This is a genomic window from Kitasatospora sp. NPDC007106, from assembly GCF_040634455.1.
Taxonomy (GTDB): domain Bacteria; phylum Actinomycetota; class Actinomycetes; order Streptomycetales; family Streptomycetaceae; genus Kitasatospora; species Kitasatospora arboriphila.
This window is the reverse complement of the sequence record NZ_JBEYFP010000043.1, coordinates 1-23465: the sequence shown is the minus strand read 5'-3', so window position 1 is coordinate 23465 and position 23465 is coordinate 1. Positions and strand designations below refer to the sequence as shown.

The following is a 23465-nucleotide window of genomic DNA, read 5'->3' as shown; positions in this document are numbered from 1 at the left end:
CGAGGCCGCGCGGCTGCGCGCCGTGGCGGCCAGCACCTGCCGACCGGCGCCGGTGAGCGCGTAGCTGCGGCGGGCCCGGCCGTCCACCACCTCCTCGCGGTCGACCTCGATCAGTCCCTGCTGGAGCAGCCGGTCGAGGGCGCCGTAGAGGGTGCCGGTGCGCATCCGGACCCGGCCGCCGGAGATGGCGTCGATCTCCTGGATCAGGGCGTAGCCGTGCCGGGGCGCGTCCGCCAGCGCGGTGAGCAGGAGCAGCGTGGGCTCCTGCATGCTTCGTTCCGTCATGTCGACTACATATACCGGTCGCCGACATATGGTGTCCGGCGAACCGCCGAATCGGGTCCGGAGCAGAATGGGTGTCATGACCGATGCGCTGCTCGACCGTTGGAACGAACTGCTGCGCCGCTGCGGGGCGGCGGTGGACCCGGAGCCGTACGGGCGGGACCTGCTGACCCGCTGGTCGGAGCCGCAGCGCAAGTACCACACGGTGGAGCACCTGGCCGCCGTCCTCGGCCACGTGGACACGCTGGCCGAGCGGGCGCAGGATGCCGACGCGGTGCGGCTGGCCGCCTGGTTCCACGACGCGGTCTACCGCCCGGACCGCTCGGAGAACGAGGAGCGCAGCGCCCAACTGGCCGTCCGGGCACTGCGCGAGGCCAAGCTGGCCGAGGACCTGGTCGCCGAGACGGCCCGGCTGGTGCGGCTGACGGCGGGTCACGGCTGCGAGCCGGGCGACCGGAACGGTGAGGTGCTCTGCGACGCCGACCTCGCGGTCCTCGGCTCCGGCCCGGAGCGGTACGCGGCCTACACGGCGGCGGTGCGCGAGGAGTACGCCTTCGTCCCCGAGGAGGCCTTCCGGGCCGGGCGGGCGGCGATCCTGCGGCAGCTACTGGAGCTGCCCGCGCTCTACCGCACGCCCGAGGCGCTGGCCCGGTTCGACGCCGCCGCCCGGGCCAACCTCGCGGCGGAGCTCAGGAGCCTGGAGAGCTGACCTTGCGGCGACGCAGGCCGGCCGCGGTGAGCCGGGCGACCAGCTCCTTGCTGCCGACCGGCTCGGCGCCGAGCGCGACGGCCTGCTCGTACCGGTCGGCCGGGATGTCGTAGTGGTCGCGTTCGAACCCGCGCGCGGGCACGCCGAGGCGCGCGGCGAAGTCGTGCAGCTCCTCGAGGCTGACGTCGCTCACCAGGTGCGACCAGTACTTGCCGTGGCCGGGCCAGGTCGGCGGGTCCACCAGGATCACGAGAGCTCCCCGACCGCAGCCACCACCACGCCGCGCTTGCCGCACACCCAGTGCGGGTCGGGGCCGAGTTCCGGCTCCACGCTCAGCGCGTGCGGGTCGTCGTCCTCGGCGGCGCAGGCCGCGCACAGCGGCCAGCGCCCGTACGCCTCCAGCAGGGCGTCCTGGACGTCCTGGGCGACCAGCCCGAGGACGAACCCGGTGCCGTCGGGCCACTGCTCCAGCCACCACCGCCGGTGCGTCACCGCGTCCTCCACCAGGGACACCACCGCCGCGTCCGCCACGTCCCGGGCGGTCAGGTCGGCGAGGATCAGCGCACGGGCGCCGTGCAGGGCGGCTTCGATCTCAGGACTGGCCATCCGCCCATTCTCCCGCAGCTCACTTGTCGGCCGGGAAGCCTTCCGTCGCCAACACGATCCCGAACGGTTCGGGCAGCTCGACCGGCTGCCCGAACGGCGTGCGGACACCCCGCTGGTACCGCCCCTGGTCCGGCTCGGAGAACAGGGTGACCGTCGGCCCCTCCTCGTCGAACCGGTCGACCAGCAGGAAGAGCGGGACGGGGGCGTGGCCGTACGCCCAGAGCTTCTTCGTGCGGTCGAGCCGGGCGGTGCGCTTCGAGGTGATCTCCACCGCCATCAGCAGACCGGCCGCGTCGATCGACGCCTCCTGCGCCACCAGACGTGCCTTGTCCACCACCACCAGGTCGGGCACGTACAGCTTCTCCAGCGGAACGATCTCCGTCCCCAGGGTTTGGTACACGCCCACCTCGCGCGGCAGACATTCGAGCAGCGCCTGGTGAACCTCACCGGCAATCACGTTGTGGCCCACGTTGGGCGGCGGCACCAAGCGGATCTCCCCCTCGTCGATCTCCGCGCGCCAGCCCTCGGGGACGTCCAGCTCCAGCCAGGTGTTCAGCAGGTAGTCCCACTGACGCCCCGGCTCGACCGACATCGCAGTCACCGCCGACCTCCTGTCTCCCGTTCGACGCTCGCGGTCGTCACTGTACGGATCGTCCGAGGTGCCCCATCCGGTCATGGGCCCAGCGTCCCACGAAGGAGTGAGTGGCGGAGGGAATGCCGCGAGGGCGGCCTCCCCGTGTGGGGAGACCGCCCTCGCGGAGCGTTCCGGGCTTGCCGATCCTCGGGAGGATCAGAAGTCCATGTCACCGCCCGGCATGCCGCCGCCGGCGGCCGCGGAGGCCTTCTCCGGCTTGTCGGCGATGACGGCCTCGGTGGTGAGGAAGAGCGCCGCGATGGAGGCGGCGTTCTGCAGCGCGGAGCGGGTGACCTTGGCCGGGTCGATGATGCCCGCGGCGATGAGGTCGACGTACTCGTTGCTGGCGGCGTTCAGGCCGTGGCCGGCGGGGAGGTTGCGCACCTTCTCCACCACGACGCCGCCCTCGAGGCCGGCGTTGGTCGCGATCTGCTTGATCGGGGCCTCGAGCGCCACGCGGACGATGTTGGCACCGGTGGCCTCGTCGCCCTCCAGCTCCAGCTTGTCGAAGGCGACAGCGGCCTGCAGCAGCGCGACGCCACCACCGGCGACGATGCCCTCCTCGACGGCGGCCTTCGCGTTGCGGACGGCGTCCTCGATGCGGTGCTTGCGCTCCTTGAGCTCCACCTCGGTGGCCGCGCCGGCCTTGATGACGGCCACGCCGCCGGCCAGCTTGGCGAGGCGCTCCTGGAGCTTCTCGCGGTCGTAGTCCGAGTCGCTGTTCTCGATCTCGGCGCGGATCTGGTTCACGCGACCGGCGACCTGCTCGCTGTCACCGCCACCGTCGACGATGGTGGTCTCGTCCTTGGTGATGACCACCTTGCGGGCGGTGCCCAGCAGGTCGAGGCCCGCGTTCTCCAGCTTGAGGCCGACCTCCTCGGAGATGACCGTGCCGCCGGTGAGGATGGCGATGTCGCCGAGCATGGCCTTGCGGCGGTCGCCGAAGCCCGGGGCCTTGACGGCGACGGACTTGAAGGTGCCGCGGATCTTGTTCACGACCAGGGTCGACAGGGCCTCGCCCTCGACGTCCTCGGCGATGATGACGAGCGGCTTGCCGCTCTGCATGACCTTCTCGAGCAGCGGGAGGAGGTCCTTGACCGAGGAGATCTTGGAGTTGGCGATGAGGATGTACGGGTCCTCGAAGCTGGTCTCCATGCGCTCCAGGTCGGTGGCGAAGTACGCGGAGATGTAGCCCTTGTCGAAGCGCATGCCCTCGGTGAGCTCGAGCTCCAGGCCGAAGGTGTTGCTCTCCTCGACGGTGATGACGCCTTCCTTGCCGACCTTGTCCATCGCCTCGGCGATGAGCTCGCCGATCTGGGTGTCGGCGGCCGAGATGGAGGCGGTGGAGGCGATCTGCTCCTTGGTCTCCACGTCCTTGGCCTGGGCGAGCAGCTGGTCGGAGACGGCCGTGACGGCCTTCTCGATGCCGCGCTTCAGGGCCATCGGGTTGGCGCCGGCGGCGACGTTGCGCAGACCCTCGCGGACGAGCGCCTGGGCGAGCACGGTGGCGGTGGTGGTGCCGTCACCCGCGACGTCGTCGGTCTTCTTGGCGACCTCCTTGACGAGCTCCGCGCCGATCTTCTCGTACGGGTCCTCGAGCTCGATCTCCTTGGCGATGGAGACACCGTCGTTGGTGATCGTGGGGGCGCCCCACTTCTTCTCAAGGACGACGTTGCGGCCCTTGGGGCCGAGCGTGACCTTGACGGCGTCGGCAAGCTGGTTCATGCCGCGCTCAAGGCCGCGGCGAGCTTCCTCATCAAAAGCGATGATCTTGGCCATCTGAAGTGGTCCTCCGGGACACGGTCGACTGCTCGGACCAGAGGTGCCCGCGACGGACGGCCCTGTGAGCGGGGGTCCTTTCCCCTACCGCTCGCCGGGGCCTCACCGACCCGGTCCGCTTGTCACTCTCAAGCTGTGAGTGCTAACGCCAATGATTAGCACTCGCCGGTGGCGAGTGCAAGCCCGTTCGCCGTGTCCCGTGGCGCGGCCGCACCGGTTCCGGACACGGCACAGGCCCGTACGACGTGTCGTACGGGCCTGTCGCGAAGAATCGCCGACCAGCTCGTGACGAGCCGAGGGCTCCGCAGGTTTCGAGGGTCAGCCCGCGGCGGCACGAACCATGTCCGCCTGCGGCCCCTTCTGCCCCTGGGAGATCTCGAACTCGACCCGCTGGCCCTCTTCGAGGGTGCGGTAGCCGTCCATCTGGATCGCGCTGTAGTGGACGAACACGTCCGCACCACCGTCGACCGCGATGAAGCCGTAGCCCTTCTCCGCGTTGAACCACTTGACGGTGCCCTGAGCCATTCCGAACTCCCCTTGTGCTGTGCTGGCCATTCACGGGTCCGCAGTCTTTGCGGGCCCAGGTCCGGTGGGCCGGCCCGAGGGAACCCCCCCTGGGCACGGCCCTGCACGCCGCAGACCACCGCCCGAGGCCCTTCGCGGGCCCGGCGGACGGGTGAATGCGTCGACCGCGGCTGAATGTATCCGGACAGGAGCCCTGTGCAACAGGCCCAACTTCGGGGAAATCGGCAGCCATGACAAGGGATATGACGGGATGAAAGCCGCAGATCTCGGCATTTCACGCCGGACATAACGGGCAGAAAACGACATATAGCCGCATGAATTCTGACACTTGCCTGACAGGTTCGTCCCCGCGCCGTCCGCGGCCCGTCTCAGCGGGCGGACGTCCCCGCGACCCGTTCCGGAGCCTTGCGCACACGATCCGACCGGCCGGGCCTAGGCGCGCAATTCCGGGTATTGGCGCTGATCAGGGCGGGCGGCGCGGAGGGGAGTACTGCCACCGCCCCGAACTCTACTCCCCGTCAGGCGGTCGAATTGCACCCGGCACGGCGAGAGCCGCCGCCGGGACCGGAAAATCGCGTTCCGGTCCCGGCGGCGGCTCTCCGCGGGAAGAATGCGGGGATCAGCAGCCGCCGGCCACCGCGGGGATGATCGACACCGTGGCGCCGTCCTTGATCGCGGTCTCCAGGCCCTCGGCGAAGCGGACGTCGTCGTCGTTCACGTAGACGTTCACGAACCGACGGAGCTTGCCGGCGTCGTCCAGGATGCGCGCGGAGATGCCGGTGTGGTTCTGCTCCAGGTCCGCGACGACGGCGGCCAGGGTGTCGCCCTCGGCGGTGACCTCGGCCGCACCGCCGGTGTAGGTGCGCAGGATGGTCGGGATGCGGACGGTGGCGCTCATGGGTGCTCCTTGGCGGAAGGGGTGGGCTGCTCAGGCGAGGCCGGCGGCGCGGAAGGACTCCAGCGTCGGACGGATGGTGGCGGTCAGTCCGGCGTCGGCGACCGCGTCGAGGGTCTTCAGGCCGTCACCGGTGTTGATGGCGACGGTCTCCTTCGACGGGTCCAACTGCCCGGTCTCGACCAGCTTCTTGAGGACGCCGACGGTCACGCCGCCCGCGGTCTCCGCGAAGATGCCCTCGGTGCGCGCCAGCAGCTTGATGGCGGCCACCACCTCGGCGTCGGTGACGTCCTCGACCGCGCCGCCGGTGCGGCGGGCGATGTCGAGCACGTACGGGCCGTCGGCCGGGTTGCCGATCGCCAGCGACTTGGCGATGGTGTTCGGCTTCACCGGCCGGATCACGTCGTGGCCGGCCTTGAAGGCGGCGGACACCGGGGAGCAGCCCTCGGCCTGGGCGCCGAAGACCTTGTACGGCCGGTCCTCGACCAGGCCGAGCTTGATCAGCTCCTGCAGGCCCTTGTCGATCTTGGTGAGCTGGGAGCCCGAGGCGATCGGGATCACGATCTGCTCCGGCAGCCGCCAGCCGAGCTGCTCGCAGATCTCGTAGGCCAGCGTCTTGGAGCCCTCGCCGTAGTACGGGCGGAGGTTGACGTTGACGAAGCCCCAGCCCTCGCCGGCCGGGTCGCCGATCAGCTCGGAGCAGAAGCGGTTCACGTCGTCGTAGTTGCCGTCGATGCCGACCAGGGCGCCACCGTACACACCGGCCATGACGATCTTGCCCTGCTCCAGGTCGTGCGGGATGAACACGCAGGACTTGAACCCGGCCCGGGCGGCGGCGGCACCGACCGCGCCGGCCAGGTTGCCGGTGGAGGAGCAGGAGAGCGTGGTGAAGTCGAAGGCGCGGGCGGCCTCGATCGCACAGGCCACCACGCGGTCCTTGAAGGAGTGCGTGGGGTTGCCGGAGTCGTCCTTGACGTGCAGCTGGGCGGTGAAGCCGAGCTCGCGGCCCAGGTTGTCCGCCTTGACCAGCGGGGTCCAGCCGGGGTTGAGGTTGGGCTTGCCGGCCACGTCGGCGGGCACCGGCAGCAGCGGGGCGTAGCGCCAGATGCTGGCCGGGCCGGCCTCGATGCGCTTGCGGAGCTCCGCGGCGTCGTAGCCGCCGAAGTCGTAGGCGATCTCCAGCGGGCCGAAGCACTCCAGGCACGCGAAGCTCGGGCCGAGCGGGAAGCGGGTGCCGCACTCGCGACAGGAAAGCGCTGCGGCCGGACCGAGGTCGACGGTGGCAGCGGATGCAGGGGTAGCGGTAGCCATGGTGGCGGAGGCCTCTCTCCTCATCTTCCCCGCGGCGCGGTTGCGCCACAGGCCGGAATTGGCACCTGTCCCGCGGGAGGCCTGCGACCGCCGCTGCGAGAAGGTTGCCGGGACGTCGACGGGCCGTTCCCTCAGTCCCTCTGGATGAGCTCTGTGAAGTTGTGTGGTGTTCGCTGCGGTGACCCCGGCGTGCGAAGGCTCGACCGCAGTACGAAGACTGTATCCGAAGGCCCCGGCGCCGAAAGGCGGCGTCCGATCCGCGAGATGGAAGTTACGAGGAGCGAGACCGTGACCGAGCAGCCCCGTCCCGACGTCCTCCCCGAGGTCGCGTCCTGGCTGCGTCGCCGCTCCTGGGCGGCGGCGGACTACCCGGTGGAGCGGCTGCTCGCCGCCAAGCGGGCGGCGGGGAGCGCCGGAACGGTCAGCGTGGTGCTGCCCGCCCTCGACGAGGAACCCACCGTCGGGGAGATCGTCGCCACCGTCCGCCGCGAGTTGATGGAACGTCACCCGCTGGTCGACGAGCTGGTGGTGGTCGACTCCGGCTCGGTCGACCGGACGGCGGAGACCGCCCGGACGGCGGGCGCCCGGGTGGTCCACCGCGACGACATCCTGCCCCGGCTGCCGGCTGCCCCCGGCAAGGGCGAGGTGCTCTGGCGGTCGCTGCTGGCGACGTCCGGCGCGATCGTCTGCTTCGTCGACGCCGACCTGCGCGAGTTCGACCCGGCCTTCGTCACCGGGATCGTCGGCCCGCTGCTCACCGACCCCTCGCTGCAGCTGGTCAAGGCGATGTACGACCGGCCGCTGGAGACCGAGGGCGCGGTGGTGCCGGCCGGCGGCGGACGGGTCACCGAGCTCGTCGCCCGGCCGCTGATCAACCTGCACTGGCCACAGCTGTCCGGCTTCGTCCAGCCGCTCGGCGGCGAGTACGCGGCCCGCCGCACCCTGCTGGAACGACTGCCCTTCCCGACCGGGTACGGGGTGGAGCTCGGCCTGCTGGTGGACGCCCTGGAGGAGGTCGGGCTGGACGCGCTGGCCCAGGTCGACGTGGGTGTCCGGCACCACCGCCACCAGGACGGCCAGGCGCTCGGTCGGATGGCCGCCACGATCTACCGGACGGCCCTGGAACGGCTCGACCGCACCCACCGACTGAAGGCCGGCGAGGACCTCGTGCACCCGCTGATCACCCAGTTCAGCCGCGACCCGGGCACCCGGGGCTTCACCGCCCACACCCACGAGGTGACCGCGCTGGAGCGCCCGCCGATGCGCACGGTGCCGGAGTACACCGCGCGCTGAGCGGGGCCCGCGGGGCCGCCGGATGGTTTGCCGGACCGGTCGCGCGGCAAGCTAGGGGATATGGCCGATCTCGCGTTCGAACGTACGCAGCAGTCCGGCGCCGCCCCCGTCCTGGTGGCCTCGAACCGCGGCCCGGTGTCCTTCAGCAGCGGGGACGACGGCGCGCTCACCCTGAAGAGAGGCGGCGGCGGCCTGGTGTCCGGGCTCTCCGCGATCGACGACCCCTCGGCGGTCTGGGTCTGCGCCGCCCTCGGCGACGCCGACCGGACGGCCGCCCGGCAGGCGCCGGACGGCCGGCTCGACCTCGCCGGCCACGACGTCGGCGGACAGGCCGTCCGGATGCTGGACATCGAGCCCGGCACCTTCGCCCGCGCCTACAACGGCATCGCCAACTCCACCCTGTGGTTCGTCCACCACCTGCTGTACGACACCCCGGTCTCGCCGGTCTTCGACGACCGGTTCCGCCGCGAGTGGGAGTCCTACACCGCGTACAACACCGCCTTCGCCGAGGCGCTCGCCGCCGAGGCCGCACCGGGCGCCGCCGTGCTGGTGCAGGACTACCACCTGTCGCTCGCCCCGGCGCTGCTCCGCACGCTCCGCCCCGACCTGCGGATCGGGCACTTCTCGCACACCCCGTGGGCCCCGCCCGAGTACTACCGGCTGCTGCCCGACGACGTCGCCGCCGAGGTGCTCACCGGCATCCTCGGGGCCGACCGGGCCGGCTTCCTCACCGAACGCTGGGCACTCGCCTTCGCCGACTGCTGCGAGGCCGTGCTCGGCGCCGAGGTGGACCGCGCGGCCGGCACCGTCACCCACGCTGGGCGCACCACCCGGCTCGGCGTGCACGGGCTCGGCGCCGACGCCGACTTCCTGCGCGAACGCGCGCACCGGCCGGACGTGGACGCCCGGCTGGCCGCCCTGCGCGAGGCGGTGGGCGACCGGAGGACGATCGTCCGGGTCGACCGCACCGAACTCAGCAAGAACATCGTCCGCGGTCTGCTCGCCTACCGGCACCTGCTGCGCAGCCGCCCCGAGTGGCTGGACCGGGTGGTGCACATCGCCTTCGCCTACCCGTCCCGGCACGACCTGCCCGAGTACCGGGAGTACACCGCGGCGGTGCAGCGGATCGCCCGCGAGATCAACGACGAGTTCGCCACCCCCGACTGGCAGCCGCTGATCCTGCACGTCAACGACGACTTCCCGCGGTCGCTGGCCGCCTACCGGCTGGCCGACGTCGCCCTGGTCAACCCGATCCGGGACGGCATGAACCTGGTCGCCAAGGAGGTCCCGGTGGTCTCCGACGCGGGCTGCGCGCTGGTGCTGTCCCGGGAGGCCGGTGCCTTCGCCGAGCTCGCCGAGGACTCGATCACCGTCAACCCGTACGACGTGATCGCCACCGCGGAGGCGCTCCACCGGGGGCTGACCATGCCCGCGGAGGAACGCACCGACCGCACCAAGCGGCTCGCCGCCGCGGCCACCGCCCTGCCCCCGCAGCAGTGGTTCCTCGACCAGCTCGACGCCCTCGGCTGAGAGGCAACCCACAAGGGGCGCGCCATGAGGGGCGCTGGGGGCGCCTCCGAGGTTCAGCCCAGTTCCGCGGCGAGGGCCGCGAGCAGGTCGACCAGGCCGGCCGGGCCCGGGACGACCAGGTCCGCCCGGTCGGCGAGCTCCCGCACGGGCGCCTCCCCGGTGGTCGGCCCGCTGCACACCAGCAGGCCGGGCAGGCCCTCGCCGCGGCGCTTCTCGACGGCGGCGAAGGCGGCGAGGTCGCCCAGGTCGTCGCCGGCGTAGAGCACCGTGCGGGCCGCGTGCTCGGTGAGGAACCCCTCCAGGGCGGCGCCCTTGTCGACGCCGGGCGGCCGCAGTTCCAGGACGAACCGGCCGGGTTCGACGACCAGTCCGTGCGCGGCCGCGAACGCGGCCAGCGGGGTGCGCAGCCGGTCCATCGCGGGCTGCGGTTCGGCGGTGCGGCGGGTGTGCACGGCGAGCGCGCGGCCCTTGTCCTCCGTCCAGGTGCCCTCGGGGGCGCCTTCGCGGGCCAGCAGGGCGGGCAGCTCGGCGCGGGCCGCGGCCACGCCGGCCGGCGGTTCGGGGGCGGTGAGCGCCCCGGTGTGCGCGTCCCAGCGCTCGGCGCCGTACTGCCCGAGGACGGTCAGGTGCTCCAGTCCGGGGACGCCGTCGAAGCCGCCGTAGGCCACCGCGTCGGCGGCGGGCCGGCCGGTGACCACGGCGACGGCGCCGACCCGGGGTGCGAGCGCGGAGAGCACGGCGGCGGCCCGGGGGTGGGCGCGGGCGGCGGTGGGGTCGGCGACGATCGGCGCCAGGGTGCCGTCGAAGTCGAGGGCCACCACGGCCTCGCCGGGTGCGGCCAGCAGCGCCGCCAGGCCGTCCCGCCCGGCGGCCGTGCTCGGAGTGAACTGCTCAGGAATGCCCATGTCCGGGACGGTACCCAGGCTCGGGCGCCGGACACCGTCAGCGTTCGGCGCGCCGCCGTTCGCGGATCCGGCGCAGCCGGTTGACCAGCACCGGGTCGGCGGCCAGCGCCTCCGGGTTGTCCAGCAGGGCGTTGAGCAGCTGGTAGTAGCGGGTCGCGGAGATGTCGAGCTCGGCGCGGATCGCCCGTTCCTTGGCGCCGGCCGTGCGCCAGGGCCGGGCCTCCAGGGCGAGCACCGCGCGGTCCCGCTCGGTCAGGGCGGCCATCGTCCACCTCCTCTTACGAGGTGTCATTCTGCCCGCCCGGTGCGACACACTCTGCCCGCCCGGGCCGGGGCCGGGCCGGGCTAGCGTCGGTCCATGACCTTCGCACTGCACGTCCCCGACGCCGAGCTCGAACCCGAGCCGCTCGACCCCGACCAGATCGTCGCCGGCACGCCCGAGGTGACCGGGAGGGTGCTGTGGTCCTCGCCGGACGGCCGGCAGCTGCGCGGCCTGTGGCAGATCACGCCGGGCACGGTGACCGACACCGAGGCGGACGAGCTGTTCGTGGTGGTGAGCGGCCGGGCGACGATCGAGGTCGAGGGCGGCCCCGTCCTGGAGGTGGGTCCGGGCGACGCGGCCGTGCTGCACGCGGGCGACCGCACCACCTGGACGGTGCACGAGACGCTCCGCAAGGCGTACGCGATCACCCTGCCCTGAGGCCGGCTCCGGCCGGGGCCGCGGCCGGCCCTCAGCGGTGGCTGCGGCCCGCCTCGGTGGCCGCGGCGGCCTGCAGGGCGGCGAGCGCGTCGTTGCCGTCGCGCTTCACCGCGGCACCGATCTGCTGCTTGACCAGGCCGCTGACCTTGTCCCAGGACGGGTCGCCGTAGGGGTAGAAGTTGGCGGTCGGCAGGGCGTTGAGGAATTCGGCGAGGTCCCGGTGGCGGCCGCTGCCGGTCATCGCGGTGCGGGTCTCCTGGGTGACGGGCAGCAGGTTGTACTGCTCGTCGAAGGCGAGCTGGTTGTCGGTGCGGTAGAGGAACCCGAGGAACTTCTTGAGCTCGGTGCGGTGGCCGTTGGCCTTGAAGGCCATCATCCAGTCGGCGACGCCGAAGGTGGCGGGCTTGACGGTGGCGTCCTTGCGCGGGATCGCCGCCGTACCGTAGTCGATCTTCGCGGCGACGGCCTTGGCGACCAGTCCGGGGTGGCCGTTGAGCATCGCGACCTTGCCGGCGGCGAAGTCGTTGAAGGCGGTCTTGCGGTCGGTCGCGGCCGGCTCGGCGTAGGTGAGGTGCTTCTCGACCAGGTTGGTGCGCAGCCAGGCGAAGGTGGCCCGGTTCTGCGGGGAGTCGAAGGTGTAGTTGCCGGCGTTGTCGGCGAGGCCGCCGCCCCCGCCCATGGCCCAGATCATGGATTCGGCCTGGGCCTCCTCGGGTCCGAGCGGCAGCGCGTACGGGGTGACGCCGGGGACCTTGGCCTTGATCAGTTCGGCGTCGCGGCGGAGTTCGTCCCAGGTGGTGGGCGGGGCGGTGATGCCGGCCTTGGCGAAGACGGTCTTGTTGTAGAAGAAGACCCGGGTCGAGGCGACGAACGGGATGCCGTACTGGCTGCCGAGCACCTGGCCGGCGCGGGAGAACGCGTCGATCATGCCGGCCTGGGTGTCGATGGAGAGGACGTCGGTGGCGGGGTAGAGCCGGTCGGCGGCGACCTGGTCGGCGAAGCCGCCGGTCTGCACGAGGTCCGGGGTGCGGCCGGAGGCGATCAGGCTCGCGACCCGCTTGTCGATGTCGTTCCAGCTCTGCAGGTCGAGTTCGACCTTGATGCCGGGGTTGGCCTCCTCGAAGCGGCCGATCACGTCGCCCCAGAAGCGCGAGGTGCTGTTGGCCTCGCTGTCGCCGTAGTCGGCGGCGACCAGGCGCAGCGTGACGTCGCCGCCGGCGTCGCCGGAGCCGAAGGCGCCGCACCCGGTGGCGAGGACGAGGACGAGTGCGGGCGCCAGGACGCGACCGGCGCGGAGCGGGTTCGTGCGGGTGAGGGTGTTCACGCGGGGACCGCCTTCGGGAGGGGAAGCTGCGCCACCCTCCCAAGCACCCGCACATGTGGTCCAGACCTGTTCGCGCGGTAGTTATCGAAGTGTCAGACGTCGTTGCACCGGCTGCAATCGGAACCGGGCGAATCCGGACAGTCCGGCCGCGCGTTCAGACGGTGACCACCTGGACGCCGGCCTCCGTGAAGGCCCGCGTCAGCTCCTGGTCGGCGCCGGAGTCGGTGACCAGGGTGTCGATCGCGTCCAGGCCGCAGATCCGGGCGAAGGCGCGGCGGCCGAGCTTGGAGGAGTCCGCGGCGACGACGACCCGGCGGGCGCGCTCGGCGAGCAGCCGGTTCACCCCGGCCTCGCCCTCGTGGTGGGCGGTCGCGCCGTGCTCGACGTCGATCGCGTCGACGCCCAGCACCGTGACGTCCAGGGCGAGTTCGGCGAGCATCAGGCCGGCCAGCGGGCCGATCAGCTCGTAGGACTGCGGCCGGGCGACGCCGCCGGTGACCACGATCTTGACCTGCGGGCGGACGGTCAGCTCGTTGGCGATGTTGAGCGCGTTGGTGACCACGGTGAGGCCCTGGCCGGCGCCGCCCTCGGGGGATTCGGTGAGCTCGGGCCGGACGGCGAGCGCCCGGGCGACCTCGGTGGTGGTGGTGCCGCCGTTCAGGCCGACCACCTCGCCGGGGGCGACCAGGCCCGCGACCGCGGCGCCGATCCGCTGCTTGGCGTCGGCGTGCCGGGCGGTCTTGTAGCGCAGCGGCAGGTCGTAGGAGACGTGGTGGGCGACGGCGCCGCCGCGGGTGCGGGTGACCATCTGCTGGCGGGCGAGCTGGTCGAGGTCGCGGCGGATGGTCGCGGCGGAGACCTGCAGGGCCTCGGCGGCCTCCTCGACCTCCAGCCGTCCGTGCTCGGCCAGCAGCTCCAGCAGTGCGTTCCACCGCTCGTACCTGGACACCCCGCGCCGCCCTCCCGACCACGTCCGACCGCTGCGCGCACCTGCGCGAAGCCTGCACAGCTTTGCACACCGGTGGTGCGGCGCGCCCGGTCGGCGGCCGGTTTCCGCCGCTCCGCGGCGCGCACCGTTGCGCATTGCTGCGCGAAAGGGCTATAAATCAATCATCTTCACGCAGTTCCTGCAGTTCCTGTCCGATCCGGCGCATCTGCCCGAGGAGCCGCCCCATGCCCCTGCCCTCCCTCACCGCCGAGGAGCTGGCCACCCAGCCCGCCGACTGGCGCACGGCGGCGGCCCTGGCCGCCGAGTCGTCCGCCGCCCTGCCGCAGCGCGGGGAGCGGGTGGCCGTGGTCGGCTGCGGCACGTCCTGGTTCATGGCCCAGGCGTACGCCGCGCTGCGCGAGGCCGGCGGCCACGGCGAGACGGACGCCTTCGCCGCCTCCGAGTTCCCGGCCGGCCGCGGCTACGACCGGGTACTGGCGATCACCCGCTCCGGCACCACCACCGAGGTGCTGGACCTGCTCCGGCAGGCGAAGGCGCCGACCACCGCGATCACCGCGGACACCTCGCAGCCGGTCACCGCGCTCGCCGGGGCCGTGGTCGACCTCGGCTTCGCCGACGAGCGTTCGGTGGTGCAGACCCGGTTCGCCACCACGGCCCTGGCGCTGCTCCGGGCCCACCTGGAGACCGAGGGCGCGCTGCCCGCCGGGGTCCGCACGGTGGCCCGCGCCGCCGAGGACGCCCGCGCCGCGGTCGAGGACGCACTGCCGGCGGGGCTGGTCGGCTGCGAGCAGTTCTCCTTCCTCGGCACCGGCTGGACGGCCGGCCTGGCCCAGGAGGCGGCGCTCAAGATGCGCGAGGCCTCGCTCTCCTGGACGGAGGCCTACCCGGCGATGGAGTACCGGCACGGGCCGATCAGCATCGCCGCACCCGGCCGCGCGGTGGTCGCCTTCGGCACGCTGCCCGCCGGGCTGGCCGCGCAGGTCGGCGCGACCGGTGCGCTGCTGGTGGCCGGCTCGGGGCCGGACGGCATCGACCCGATGGCCGACCTCGTCCGGGCGCAGCGCCTCGCCCTGGCGGTCGCCGCGGCCCGCGGGCTGGACCCGGACCGGCCCCGGAACCTGACCCGGTCGGTGGTACTGGCCCCGGACGGGGCATGAGAAGGGTGGTGGGCCGGGAAGGAGCAAACCTCTCAGCTGCGGCGCAATGGCGACAAACGTCACCGTCATGGACCAGACCAATCACGCAACTGGACTAGACCTCTCGGACCGGCTCAAGGGAGACTGTCCCCCGTGAAGCACGTCATCGCACTCGATGTGGGCGGCACCGGCATGAAAGCCGCGCTGCTCGCCCAGGACGGCTCAGTGCTGCTCGAAGCACGGAGGCCGACCGGGCGGGAGCACGGCACGGACGCCGTCGTCACCGCCATCCTCGACTTCGCCGCCGAACTGGCGGACGAGGGCCGCACCCGTCTCGGGAGCGCTCCCGTCGCCGCCGGTGTCGCGGTGCCGGGGACGATCGACGAGAAGAACGGGATCGCGGTCTTCTCCGCCAACCTCGGCTGGCGCGACCTGCCGCTGCGCAAGCTGCTCGGCGAACGGCTCGGCGGCCTGCCCGTCGCCCTCGGCCACGACGTCCGCACCGGCGGACTGGCCGAGGGGCGGATCGGCGCCGGCCGCGGCGTGGACCGCTTCCTGTTCGTCGCGCTGGGGACCGGCATCGCCGGCGCCATCGGCATCGACGGCCGGATCGAGGCGGGCGCGCACGGCTACGGCGGCGAGATCGGCCACGTGGTGGTCCGCCCCGGCGGACCGGCCTGCGGCTGCGGCGCCCGCGGCTGCCTGGAGACCCTGGCCTCGGCCTCCGCGGTCTCCCGGGCCTGGGCCGACGCCTGCGGCGACCCGGACGCGGACGCGGCGGCCTGCGCGGCCGCCGTCGAGGCCGGTGACCCGCGGGCGGCCGAGGTCTGGCGGACCGCCGTGGACGCCCTCGCGGACGGCATTGTGCTGGCGCAGAGCCTGCTCGACCCGTCCACGGTGATCGTCGGCGGCGGGCTGGCCGAGGCCGGTGACACGCTCTTCACACCGCTGCGTACGGCGGTCTCCGAGCGGCTGACCTTCCAGATGCCCCCCGTGGTCGTCCCGGCCGAACTCAGAGACACCGCCGCTTCCCTGGGAGCGGGTCTGCTCGCCTGGGACCTGCTCTCCACGGAGGTGACCGCGTGACCGCGGACCGCATTGCCCTGGCCGGCGCCCGACTCGTCCTCCCCGGCGGCGTCGTCGAGAACGGCCGGATCACCGTCGAGGGCCCGCGCATCGCGGCCCTGGGCGGCGAGCCGGACCTCGCCGACGTCGACCTCACCGGGTACACGGTCGTCCCCGGCTTCGTCGACCTGCACGTGCACGGCGGCGGCGGCGCCTCGTACGCCGCCGGCGACGCCGAGCAGGCGCTCGTCGCGGCGCGCACCCACCTGGCGCACGGCACCACCACCACGGTCGCCTCCACCGTCACCGGCGAGATCGACGAGGTCTGCCGGCAGGCGGCCGTCCTCTCCGAGCTGGTCGAGGACGGCGTGCTGGCCGGCGTGCACTTCGAGGGCCCGTTCATCTCGCCGGGCCGCTGCGGCGCGCACGACCCGGCGCTGCTGCGCGACCCGGACCCGGCGGTCGTCCGCAAGGTAGTGGACGCCGCCCGCGGCACCGCCCGCATGGTCACCCTGGCCCCGGAGCTGCCCGGCGGTCTGGAGTCCGTGCGGATGCTCGCGGACCTCGGCGTGATCGCCGCGGTCGGCCACACCGACTCCGACTACGCGAAGACCCTGGAGGCCATCGAGGCGGGCGCGACCGTCGCCACCCACCTCTTCAACGCGATGCCCGCCATCGGCCACCGCGCCCCCGGCCCGATCGTCGCCCTGCTGGAGGACGAGCGGGTCACCGTCGAGCTGATCAACGACGGCGTCCACCTGCACCCCTCGGTGCTGGACCTCGCCTACGGCACCGCCGGCTCCGGCCGGGTCGCGCTGATCACCGACGCGATGGGCGCGGCCGGCATGGGCGACGGCCTCTACCCGCTCGGGCCGCTGGAGGTCCGGGTGGAGAACGGGGTCGCGCGGCTGGTCGAGGGCGGCTCCATCGCCGGCTCCACCCTCACCCTCGACGTGGCGTTCCGGCGCTCCGTCACCGTCAACGGCCTGAGCCTCGGCCAGGCCGTCGAGTCCCTGTCCACCGTTCCGGCCCGGCTGCTCGGCCTGGCGGACTCGGTCGGGTCGCTGGAGACCGGCAAGTACGCCGACCTCGTCGTCCTCGACTCGCTCACGTACGACCTCGTCGCGGTGATGCGCCGCGGCGAGTGGATCACCGGCGCGGACCGCCTCGCCAGGACCGTCTCCTCGGTCTGATCCCCCGTCCCACCGGGGGTGAGTGGCGGCACTGCGTCCCGTCACTCACCCCCTGGGGGACACCCATGCCCATTGCCGCCACCGCCGACCTGCTCGCCCAGGCGGCGGCCGACCGCCGCGGCCTGCCCGCCTTCAACGTGATCAGCCTGGAGCACGCCCAGGCCGTCGCCGAGGGCGCCGAACGCGCCGGTACCGCCGCGGTGCTGCAGATCAGTCAGAACGCCGTCCGCCACCACGGCGGCCGGGTGCTGCCGCTGGCGCGCGCCTGCGCCGAGATCGCCGCGTCCGCCGGGGTGCCGCTCTCGCTCCACCTCGACCACGTCGAGGACCTCGACCTGCTGCACGCCGCACCGGCGGCCGGCTTCTCCTCCGCCATGTACGACGCCTCCCGGCTGCCGCACGACGACAACGTCAAGTCGACCGCCGAGGCCGTCTCCTGGGCGCACCGGCACGGGCTGCACCTGGAGGCCGAGCTCGGCCGGATCGGCGGCAAGGAGGGCGAGCCGCCGCTCTCCCCGCACGACCCGGGCGCCCGGACGGACCCGGCGGAGGCCGCCCGCTACGTCGAGGACACCGGGGTGGACGCGCTGGCCGTCGCGGTCGGCAGCTCGCACGCGATGACCACCCGCACCGCCGTCCTGGACCACGCGCTGATCGGCCGCCTGGCCGCGGCCGTCCCGGTGCCGCTGGTGCTGCACGGCAGCTCCGGGGTCCCCGACGGGGAGCTGTCCGCGGGCATCGCCGCCGGCCTGGTGAAGATCAACATCGGGACGGCGCTCAACACCGTCTTCACCCGGGCCGTCCGCGAGCACCTCGCCGCGGACGGGCGGGTCACCGACCCGCGCCGCTACCTCGCGGACGGGCGCGCGGCGGCCGCCGCCGCGGTCGCCCGCCTCGCCGCCGTCGTCAGTTCTTCGGGTATTCGCTGACCGACATGTCCGTCAGCGCGACCTGGTCGAGCAGGATGCTGCCGCTGCCGGCCGGGAGGGTCACCGTCAGGGTGTTCGTCCCGGCCACCAGCTGCGGCCATATGTTGGTGCTGTACCAGGCACGGTTCGCGTCCGAATTGCCCTTGGAGTAGTTCTTGAAGGTCACTCCGCCGGGGTGGTCCTTGCCGTTGACGGTGACCTGTGCGGGCGTGTCCGAGCCGGTGTTGTTGAAGTGCAGCCAGAACTTGGTCTGGCCGGCCTGCTGGGCGGTCACCGTCCAGGTCACCGTCGAGCCGCCCTGCAGCGTCAGGTAGCTGCCGTCGGCGGAGATCGCACCCTTCACGCTGCTCGCCGCCGGGGCGTTCTGCGCCTGCAGCTTGGACGCGTCGGCGACCGGCTTGCCGTCCGGCGTCGGGCTCGCCGACGCGGTGGGCGAGGCCGGGGCACCCGTCGAGGCCTGCGCGGAGGCCGCCGTCGGGTTCGGCGCGGCCTTGTCCTTCTTGCCCGGGTCGCCGGTGGAGAGCGCGATGCCCACGCCGATCGCCACGGCGGCGATCACGGCCACCGCACCGATCACCGCGCCCTTGCCGCGGCCCGAGCCCTGCCGGTCCTCGCCCGGCTGCGGGCGGGAGCGCTCGGCGTACCGGCTCTGCTGCGGCGGCAGCGGCGTGGTCTGCGAGGCCTGGCCGAACGACGGCTGCGGCGGGTAGGGCTGCTGGGGGCGGGCCGCCGCCTGCTGGCCGTACTGCGCGCGGCCGACCTCCATCGGTCGGCTGTACGAGCTGCGCGGCTGGGCGGGCGCGGCGGAGCCGTCGGCCGGGCGGTAGAGGTAGGCGAACGGGTCGTCGTCGCCCGCGCCCTCGGGCGCGCCGTTGCTGCCGTCCGTGGTCACGGTGCACACTCCCCGGGCAGATGATGGACGCTCGTACCAGCGGCACCCTACCTGCCGGGGCCCACCGCGGGGAAAGCCGATCAAGGGATGTGCTAACCGGCGCGACGGTGGGAACGCTCCCCCCGCGTTCCCCTCACCGAACCTCCACGCGCCCGCTTCTCGTCGTACATCCGCTCGTCGGCGGCGTGCAGCACCTCTTCGATCGACATGCCGCAGCCCGCCCAGCCGATGCCGAGGCTGACACCGACCCGCATCGCCCGGTTGTCGATCCGCATCGGCGGGATGATCGCGTTCCGCAGCCGGCCGGCGAGGTCCTTCGCCTCCTCGCGGCCGATGCCGTCGGCCAGCACCACGAACTCGTCGCCGCCGAGCCGGGCGACGGTGTCCCCCTCGCGGACGGCCTGCTGCAGCCGCCGCGCCACCTCGATCAGCACCGCGTCGCCCGCGTTGTGGCCGAACCGGTCGTTGATGGACTTGAAGCCGTCCAGGTCGCAGAAGAGCACCGCCAGGCCCTTGTCCGGCGCGCCCGGCGCCCGGTGCGCCCCGTGCCCCGCGTTCCACGGCTCCGGCCCGTCCGACTGCTCCGCGGGCACCGCGGTGTGCACGTGCGCCGGGTCGTGGTCGAAGCGGCTGAGCACCTCGCCCGCGGCGAAGGCCTCCAGGTCGCGGTCGAAGGCCGGGTCCGAGGTGCCGTAGCCGTGCGCCAGGGCGGTCGGGCCGCCGGGGCCGTCGTAGGCGGTGTGCGCGCTGTAGGAGAACTCGGGGTGGGCGAAGGCCGGACCGTGCCCGGCGGCCGCGGCGGGCGGCAGGCTGCACAGCCGGCGGCCGAGGCGGGTGCGCAGCTCGGCGCCGTTCGGCAGGCCGGTCAGCGCGTCGTGGCTGGCCCGGTGGGCCAGCTGCAGCTCGTGGCGCTTGCGGTCCTCGATGTCCTCGACGTGGGTCAGCAGGAAGCTCGGACCCTCGCCGGCGTCCGCCACCACCGAGTTGCGCAGGCAGACCCACTGGTAGCCGCCGTCCCGGCGGGAGAGCCGCAGCTCGGCGCGGCCGCCCTCGGCACTGGTGCGCTGCAGCAGGGCGAGGTCCTCCGGGTGGACGAGGTCGGCGAAGCTCTGCCGGCGCAGCGTCGCCCGGGGGCGGCCGAGCAGCCGGCACAGCGCGTCGTTGACCCGGGTGAGCTGGCCGCGCGCGGCGCCGTGCAGCTCGGTGATGGCCATCCCGCTGGGCGCGTACTCGAAGGCCTGACGGAAGCTCTCCTCGCTGGCCCGCAGTGCCTGCTGCTCCTTCTCCAGTCGGGCGAGCGCCCGCTGCATCTCGGCGCGCAGCCTGGCGTTGCCGATCGCGATGGAAGCCTGCAGGGAGAACATCTCCAGGGCCTCGCGCGTCCAGGCGCCGGGCCGCTTGCCGCTGCGCGGCCGGTCGACCGAGAGCACCCCGAGCAGGTCGCCGCCGGCGCTGTACATCGGCGCGAAGAGGAAGTCGCGGGGGTGCCAGTCGTTGGCGTAGACCGGCAGCGGGCCGTCGCCCGTCCAGGTCGGCACGTCGGTGCCGATCGCCCAGCCCCGGTCGTACGGCAGGAAGCGCAGCGTGCCCCAGTGGTCGCTGACGCCGAGCATGCGGTCCCAGGACTCCCGGGAGCCGACCTGGCCGAGCAGCACCGCCGGGCCGCCCACCCCGCTCTCCTCGACCTCCCAGACCGCCGCCACCACCAGGTCGCCGTCGGGCCGGACGAGGCTCACCGCGGCCGCGTCGAACCCGAGCCCGTGCACGGCCCCCTCCACCACGGCCTGCAGCGTGCCGGCCAGGCTGCGGGCAGCGTTGAGGTCCGCCACGACCCGGTGCAAGGTGCGGAGGGTCGCGAGGCGGACGTAGGGCTCCGACTCGGCTTCCATGCGGGGGCTCCCCGGCTGCTTCGGATTGGCGGTGATGGTTATCGTCCGATTGCCAGAAGAACTGAATCACAGCGAGCACAGCGATAGGCACGCTCGGTCAGCAATAGGCCGTCACTTGTGACTCAAATCACACCACTTGCCCGTGCCCACTCCGCTCCGGGCAGCCGCAAACCATGACGAACCCGGACAACGGACCGCGACAGGGCGGCCCGTACCGGCCCCCGGTCCTACGACCAGGGCCCGATTCCGCTCCGCGCGGGCGCGGACTACCGTGCGGTACGTGCACACCTCCTCGCAACCCTCGCCCATCCGTACGGCCGGCCCCGACGAGTTCCGGGCCGCCCTCTCGCAGCTCGCCTCGGGCGTCGCCCTGGTGACCGCCAACGACCCGGAGGACGGCGAGGACGCGGGCATGACGGCGACCTCGTTCCTGTCGGTGTCGCTGGAGCCGCCGCTGGTGCTGATCTCGGTCCGCGAGGACTCCCGGATGGACGACGTGCTCACCCGCGCCGAGACCTGGGCCGTCTCCCTGCTCGCCGAGGAGCAGCGCACCGCCGCCTCCCGGTTCGCCATGAAGGGCCGGCTCAGCGACCGGCTGCTCTTCGCCGACACCCCGCACCGCCGCGGGGAGCACAGTGGCGCCCCGCTGATCGAGGGCGCACTGGCGACCGTGGAGTGCCGCACCGAGCAGCGGGTGACCGCGGGCGACCACGTCCTGGTGATCGGCCGGGTGCTGGAGGCCCGGGTGCAGCAGCCCGGCGCCAAGCCGCTGCTGTACTTCCGCGGCGACTACCGCAAGCTCGCCTGAACCACCGCCGCCGCCGGCCGGCCCGCGGCCCGACGCGGCGTCAGTCCGCCGGCCGGACCCGGGACCTGCCCTGCTTCAGCTGCGCGCGGTGCCGCTTGTTCTCCAGCCGGCGCTCGACCATGCCGCGGCTCGGCCGGGTCGCCCGGCGCGCCTTCGGCGGCGGCGCGGTCGCCTCGCCGAGCAGCGCGGCCAGCCGCGCGGCGGCGGTCTCCCGGTTGCGCCACTGCGAACGGTGCTCGGAGGCCCGCACGACCAGCACCCGGCCGTCCACCAGGCGGTGGGCGAGGCGCTCCAGGGCGCGCTCCTTCCACACCGGGGGCAGGGCGGCCGACGCCGCCAGGTCGTAGCGCAGCTCGACCTGGGTGTCGGAGGTGTTCACGTGCTGGCCGCCGGGGCCGGAGGAACGCGAGAAGCGCCAGACGAGCTCGGCGTCGGGGACGACCACCGACCCCCGTACGCGGATGGGCTCGGACATGCGTCCATCATCCCGCCCCACCGCCCCGAGGTCACCCGGTTAACCGCACGGAGCGAAACGACTTCAGGGCGCGCGGGGGCACCTCCCGGCCGAAGGCTGTGGGAGAACTGCGCAGTCCCGGGGTGGCTGCACGACCTGATCCGGCCGAGCCCCGGTACGCCCCGTGAGCCGCATCCGAATCGCGCAGTTCCCCGCGCCCCTGGCGGCTGCCCCCGAGGTCGCCGCCCTCCGGGGGTACTGCCCGTTCCTGCGAGAATGAGGCGTGATCGAGCTCGGGTACTCCCTGTCCAACCGCTTCCCCGACCCGCCGCAGACCGACTACCGGCAGGCCCCCGTCCGGAGCCTGCGGTACGACCTGTTCTGCGGCGACGTCTACCTGGAGGTGGACGGCGAGGCCGTGGAGACCCGCTGGGGCTGGGTGCCGGTGCTGGACTTCGCCTGGGCGCTGTGCGACATCGCCGAGCAGCTGGACGAGGACCCGCAGGGCAGCCGCTCCGCCACCGTGCAGACCGCCGACCTCGACTTCACCCAGAACACCGAGCTGCTGCGGTTCGCCCGCCGGTTCGGCTGGGTGGAGGTCACCGCGACCTGGCTGCGGGACGCCGAGCCGCTGGTGGTGCGCCACGCGGACTTCCGTCGCGAGGCCCGCGACTTCCTGCAGGACGTGCTGGCCGATCTGACGGACCTGCACGAGGGCCTGGCCGACAATCCGAACATCTGGTCGGTGCAGGGCCGCTTCCCCCGGATCTGACCGGCGCTCCGCCGGCCCCGCGCGCCCGCGGCACGCCGCTGAGCGACGGTTCGTACGAGAAATTCGGCCGGGCCTGGAACCATGGCCCCCGCGAACAGCGTTCTTCCGAACAAAAGCGACCGAAGGGACACACACACCATGCCCGTGAGCCTCTCCAAGGGTGGCAACGTCTCGCTGACCAAGGAGGCCCCCGGCCTGGCCGCCATCACCGTCGGCCTCGGTTGGGACGTCCGCACCACCACCGGCGCGGAGTTCGACCTCGACGCCAGCGCGATCGTGCTGAACAACGACGGCAAGGTGTACTCCGACCGTCACTTCGTCTTCTTCAACAACACCGCCACCCCGGACAACACGGTCGTCCACACCGGTGACAACCGGACGGGCGAGGGCGCCGGCGACGACGAGCAGATCAACGTCAACCTGGCCGCCCTGCCGGCCGACGTCACCCGGATCACCTTCCCGGTCTCGATCTACGACGCGGTCAGCCGCGGCCAGAGCTTCGGCCAGGTCCGCAACGCCTACATCCGCGTGCTCAACCAGGCCGGCGGCGCCGAGATCGCCCGCTACGACCTGTCGGAGGACGCCGCCACCGAGACCGCCATGATCTTCGGCGAGCTCTACCGCAACGGCGCCGAGTGGAAGTTCCGCGCCATCGGCCAGGGCTACGCCTCGGGCCTGGTCGGCATCGCGCAGGACTTCGGCGTCAACGTCTGACGCACCGGCAGCCTGCCGGTCCGTCAACCTCCGGCACGCCACGAACGGGCGATGCCCGGGAATCCCAGCGGATTCCCGGGCCGAGCCCCGTGTGGGGTGGGGGCCGGGCCGGCGGGCGCCCGCCCGGGCGGCCCGCCCCCCGCACGGGGGGGGGCAGCAACACGGGGGGCG

Annotated in this window: 26 protein-coding genes and 1 riboswitch; of the genes, 11 read left to right on the top strand and 15 right to left on the bottom strand. The window is 73.1% G+C overall.

Annotated elements, in window-relative coordinates; all coding sequences use genetic code 11:
* On the bottom strand, positions 1–285 hold a 285-nt coding region (locus ABZ641_RS07430), incomplete at its 3' end, for a PadR family transcriptional regulator (protein WP_359979864.1).
* Between the two features lie 76 nt (positions 286–361).
* Between ABZ641_RS07430 and ABZ641_RS07425 the strand changes: the two genes are divergently transcribed.
* Positions 362–991 (top strand): hypothetical protein, encoded by a 630-nt coding sequence (locus ABZ641_RS07425; RefSeq protein ID WP_359979861.1) that lies wholly within the window; start codon positions 362–364, stop codon positions 989–991.
* Here the strand turns inward: ABZ641_RS07425 and ABZ641_RS07420 are convergent.
* From ABZ641_RS07420 to thrC, 7 genes are all read right to left on the bottom strand, one after another.
* On the bottom strand, positions 972–1241 hold the full coding sequence (locus ABZ641_RS07420) for a DUF4031 domain-containing protein (protein ID WP_344622544.1): 270 nt from the start codon (positions 1239–1241) through the stop codon (positions 972–974). The two genes, ABZ641_RS07425 and ABZ641_RS07420, sit on opposite strands and share 20 nt — an antisense overlap.
* Entirely contained in the window at positions 1238–1597 is a 360-nt protein-coding gene (locus ABZ641_RS07415) for a hypothetical protein (RefSeq protein ID WP_344622545.1), read from the bottom strand. Before ABZ641_RS07415 ends, ABZ641_RS07420 begins: the two co-directional genes overlap by 4 nt.
* Before the next feature lie 19 nt (positions 1598–1616).
* The gene (locus ABZ641_RS07410) at positions 1617–2189 is read right to left on the bottom strand and encodes a Uma2 family endonuclease (RefSeq protein WP_359979866.1); all 573 of its coding nucleotides are present in this window, start codon (positions 2187–2189) and stop codon (positions 1617–1619) included.
* A 198-nt stretch (positions 2190–2387) separates the two neighbouring features.
* Positions 2388–4010 (bottom strand): chaperonin GroEL, encoded by a 1623-nt coding sequence (groL, locus tag ABZ641_RS07405; RefSeq protein ID WP_030268836.1) that lies wholly within the window; start codon positions 4008–4010, stop codon positions 2388–2390.
* Positions 4011–4328: 318 nt separating this feature from the next.
* Positions 4329–4535, bottom strand: a complete 207-nt coding sequence (locus ABZ641_RS07400) for a cold-shock protein (RefSeq protein ID WP_030235075.1) — start codon at positions 4533–4535, stop codon at positions 4329–4331.
* A gap of 619 nt (positions 4536–5154) precedes the next feature.
* Positions 5155–5433 carry a MoaD/ThiS family protein gene (locus tag ABZ641_RS07395; protein ID WP_095873584.1) on the bottom strand — a complete coding sequence of 93 codons (279 nt, stop codon included), beginning with the start codon at positions 5431–5433 and terminating at the stop codon, positions 5155–5157.
* 30 nt (positions 5434–5463) lie between these two features.
* Entirely contained in the window at positions 5464–6741 is a 1278-nt protein-coding gene (gene thrC, locus ABZ641_RS07390) for a threonine synthase (RefSeq protein ID WP_344622547.1), read from the bottom strand.
* 17 nt (positions 6742–6758) lie between these two features.
* Positions 6759–6892: riboswitch (SAM riboswitch) on the bottom strand.
* 137 nt (positions 6893–7029) lie between these two features.
* Here thrC and ABZ641_RS07385 point away from each other — a divergent pair.
* Both ABZ641_RS07385 and ABZ641_RS07380 read left to right on the top strand, forming a co-directional pair.
* A complete protein-coding gene (locus tag ABZ641_RS07385) occupies positions 7030–8034 on the top strand; it encodes a glucosyl-3-phosphoglycerate synthase (RefSeq protein WP_344622548.1) in 1005 nt (334 codons plus the stop codon).
* 60 nt (positions 8035–8094) lie between these two features.
* Entirely contained in the window at positions 8095–9564 is a 1470-nt protein-coding gene (locus tag ABZ641_RS07380; RefSeq protein ID WP_359979854.1) for a trehalose-6-phosphate synthase, read from the top strand.
* Between the two features lie 53 nt (positions 9565–9617).
* Here the strand turns inward: ABZ641_RS07380 and otsB are convergent, their stop codons facing one another.
* Together otsB and ABZ641_RS07370 are read right to left on the bottom strand one after the other, a co-directional pair.
* Positions 9618–10469 (bottom strand): trehalose-phosphatase, encoded by an 852-nt coding sequence (gene otsB / locus ABZ641_RS07375; protein ID WP_359979851.1) that lies wholly within the window; start codon positions 10467–10469, stop codon positions 9618–9620.
* Between the two features lie 37 nt (positions 10470–10506).
* Positions 10507–10734 carry a DUF3263 domain-containing protein gene (locus ABZ641_RS07370; protein ID WP_030268825.1) on the bottom strand — a complete coding sequence of 76 codons (228 nt, stop codon included), beginning with the start codon at positions 10732–10734 and terminating at the stop codon, positions 10507–10509.
* 93 nt (positions 10735–10827) lie between these two features.
* Between ABZ641_RS07370 and ABZ641_RS07365 the strand changes: the two genes are divergently transcribed.
* A complete protein-coding gene (locus ABZ641_RS07365; RefSeq protein ID WP_344622551.1) occupies positions 10828–11169 on the top strand; it encodes a cupin domain-containing protein in 342 nt (113 codons plus the stop codon).
* A 31-nt stretch (positions 11170–11200) separates the two neighbouring features.
* On the opposite strand, the gene ABZ641_RS07360 is transcribed toward ABZ641_RS07365, so the two are convergent.
* A complete protein-coding gene (locus ABZ641_RS07360) occupies positions 11201–12493 on the bottom strand; it encodes an extracellular solute-binding protein (protein WP_344622552.1) in 1293 nt (430 codons plus the stop codon).
* A 154-nt stretch (positions 12494–12647) separates the two neighbouring features.
* Positions 12648–13442: a DeoR/GlpR family DNA-binding transcription regulator gene (locus ABZ641_RS07355; protein WP_344622553.1), complete on the bottom strand. Its 795-nt coding sequence runs from the start codon at positions 13440–13442 to the stop codon at positions 12648–12650.
* A gap of 224 nt (positions 13443–13666) precedes the next feature.
* Here ABZ641_RS07355 and ABZ641_RS07350 point away from each other — a divergent pair, with 224 nt between their 5' ends.
* The 4 genes from ABZ641_RS07350 (at position 13667) to ABZ641_RS07335 (ending at position 17765) form a co-directional block, all read left to right on the top strand.
* The gene (locus ABZ641_RS07350) at positions 13667–14599 is read left to right on the top strand and encodes a sugar isomerase (RefSeq protein WP_359979848.1); all 933 of its coding nucleotides are present in this window, start codon (positions 13667–13669) and stop codon (positions 14597–14599) included.
* A gap of 132 nt (positions 14600–14731) precedes the next feature.
* Positions 14732–15664, top strand: coding sequence for an ROK family protein (locus ABZ641_RS07345; protein WP_344622555.1), 933 nt, complete (start codon positions 14732–14734; stop codon positions 15662–15664).
* Positions 15661–16836, top strand: coding sequence for an N-acetylglucosamine-6-phosphate deacetylase (gene nagA / locus ABZ641_RS07340; protein ID WP_344622556.1), 1176 nt, complete (start codon positions 15661–15663; stop codon positions 16834–16836). The genes ABZ641_RS07345 and nagA overlap by 4 nt, the downstream gene beginning before the upstream one ends.
* 65 nt (positions 16837–16901) lie before the next feature.
* Complete coding sequence (locus ABZ641_RS07335) at positions 16902–17765, top strand: class II fructose-bisphosphate aldolase (RefSeq protein ID WP_344622557.1); 864 nt, start codon at positions 16902–16904, stop codon at positions 17763–17765.
* Here ABZ641_RS07335 and ABZ641_RS07330 read toward each other — a convergent pair.
* Complete coding sequence (locus ABZ641_RS07330; protein ID WP_359979846.1) at positions 17743–18657, bottom strand: hypothetical protein; 915 nt, start codon at positions 18655–18657, stop codon at positions 17743–17745. The genes ABZ641_RS07335 and ABZ641_RS07330 overlap by 23 nt on opposite strands.
* A 92-nt stretch (positions 18658–18749) precedes the next feature.
* Complete coding sequence (locus tag ABZ641_RS07325; protein ID WP_344622559.1) at positions 18750–20546, bottom strand: diguanylate cyclase; 1797 nt, start codon at positions 20544–20546, stop codon at positions 18750–18752.
* A gap of 280 nt (positions 20547–20826) precedes the next feature.
* Between ABZ641_RS07325 and ABZ641_RS07320 the strand changes: the two genes are divergently transcribed.
* Positions 20827–21354, top strand: coding sequence for a flavin reductase family protein (locus tag ABZ641_RS07320; RefSeq protein WP_344622560.1), 528 nt, complete (start codon positions 20827–20829; stop codon positions 21352–21354).
* Between the two features lie 40 nt (positions 21355–21394).
* Here the strand turns inward: ABZ641_RS07320 and arfB are convergent, their stop codons facing one another.
* The gene (gene arfB / locus ABZ641_RS07315) at positions 21395–21829 is read right to left on the bottom strand and encodes an alternative ribosome rescue aminoacyl-tRNA hydrolase ArfB (protein ID WP_344622561.1); all 435 of its coding nucleotides are present in this window, start codon (positions 21827–21829) and stop codon (positions 21395–21397) included.
* Between the two features lie 262 nt (positions 21830–22091).
* Here arfB and ABZ641_RS07310 point away from each other — a divergent pair, with 262 nt between their 5' ends.
* The gene (locus ABZ641_RS07310) at positions 22092–22580 is read left to right on the top strand and encodes a hypothetical protein (RefSeq protein ID WP_359979841.1); all 489 of its coding nucleotides are present in this window, start codon (positions 22092–22094) and stop codon (positions 22578–22580) included.
* Between the two features lie 138 nt (positions 22581–22718).
* Positions 22719–23294, top strand: coding sequence for a TerD family protein (locus ABZ641_RS07305; protein ID WP_030268801.1), 576 nt, complete (start codon positions 22719–22721; stop codon positions 23292–23294).
* Positions 23295–23465 lie beyond the last annotated feature (171 nt).

Excerpts from the sequence above, each read along its gene's own strand:
- ABZ641_RS07370 (WP_030268825.1), bottom strand. The coding sequence starts at position 10,734 with ATGGCCGCCCTGACCGAGCGGGACCGCGCGGTGCTCGCCCTGGAGGCC.
- ABZ641_RS07400 (WP_030235075.1), bottom strand. The coding sequence starts at position 4,535 with ATGGCTCAGGGCACCGTCAAGTGGTTCAACGCGGAGAAGGGCTACGGC.
- ABZ641_RS07415 (WP_344622545.1), bottom strand. The coding sequence starts at position 1,597 with ATGGCCAGTCCTGAGATCGAAGCCGCCCTGCACGGCGCCCGTGCGCTG.
- ABZ641_RS07350 (WP_359979848.1), top strand. The coding sequence starts at position 13,667 with ATGCCCCTGCCCTCCCTCACCGCCGAGGAGCTGGCCACCCAGCCCGCC.
- otsB (WP_359979851.1), bottom strand. The coding sequence starts at position 10,469 with ATGGGCATTCCTGAGCAGTTCACTCCGAGCACGGCCGCCGGGCGGGAC.
- ABZ641_RS07305 (WP_030268801.1), top strand. The coding sequence starts at position 22,719 with ATGCCCGTGAGCCTCTCCAAGGGTGGCAACGTCTCGCTGACCAAGGAG.
- ABZ641_RS07335 (WP_344622557.1), top strand. The coding sequence starts at position 16,902 with ATGCCCATTGCCGCCACCGCCGACCTGCTCGCCCAGGCGGCGGCCGAC.
- ABZ641_RS07425 (WP_359979861.1), top strand. The coding sequence starts at position 362 with ATGACCGATGCGCTGCTCGACCGTTGGAACGAACTGCTGCGCCGCTGC.
- groL (WP_030268836.1), bottom strand. The coding sequence starts at position 4,010 with ATGGCCAAGATCATCGCTTTTGATGAGGAAGCTCGCCGCGGCCTTGAG.
- ABZ641_RS07395 (WP_095873584.1), bottom strand. The coding sequence starts at position 5,433 with ATGAGCGCCACCGTCCGCATCCCGACCATCCTGCGCACCTACACCGGC.
- ABZ641_RS07365 (WP_344622551.1), top strand. The coding sequence starts at position 10,828 with ATGACCTTCGCACTGCACGTCCCCGACGCCGAGCTCGAACCCGAGCCG.
- ABZ641_RS07410 (WP_359979866.1), bottom strand. The coding sequence starts at position 2,189 with ATGTCGGTCGAGCCGGGGCGTCAGTGGGACTACCTGCTGAACACCTGG.
- thrC (WP_344622547.1), bottom strand. The coding sequence starts at position 6,741 with ATGGCTACCGCTACCCCTGCATCCGCTGCCACCGTCGACCTCGGTCCG.
- arfB (WP_344622561.1), bottom strand. The coding sequence starts at position 21,829 with ATGTCCGAGCCCATCCGCGTACGGGGGTCGGTGGTCGTCCCCGACGCC.
- ABZ641_RS07380 (WP_359979854.1), top strand. The coding sequence starts at position 8,095 with ATGGCCGATCTCGCGTTCGAACGTACGCAGCAGTCCGGCGCCGCCCCC.
- ABZ641_RS07325 (WP_344622559.1), bottom strand. The coding sequence starts at position 20,546 with ATGGAAGCCGAGTCGGAGCCCTACGTCCGCCTCGCGACCCTCCGCACC.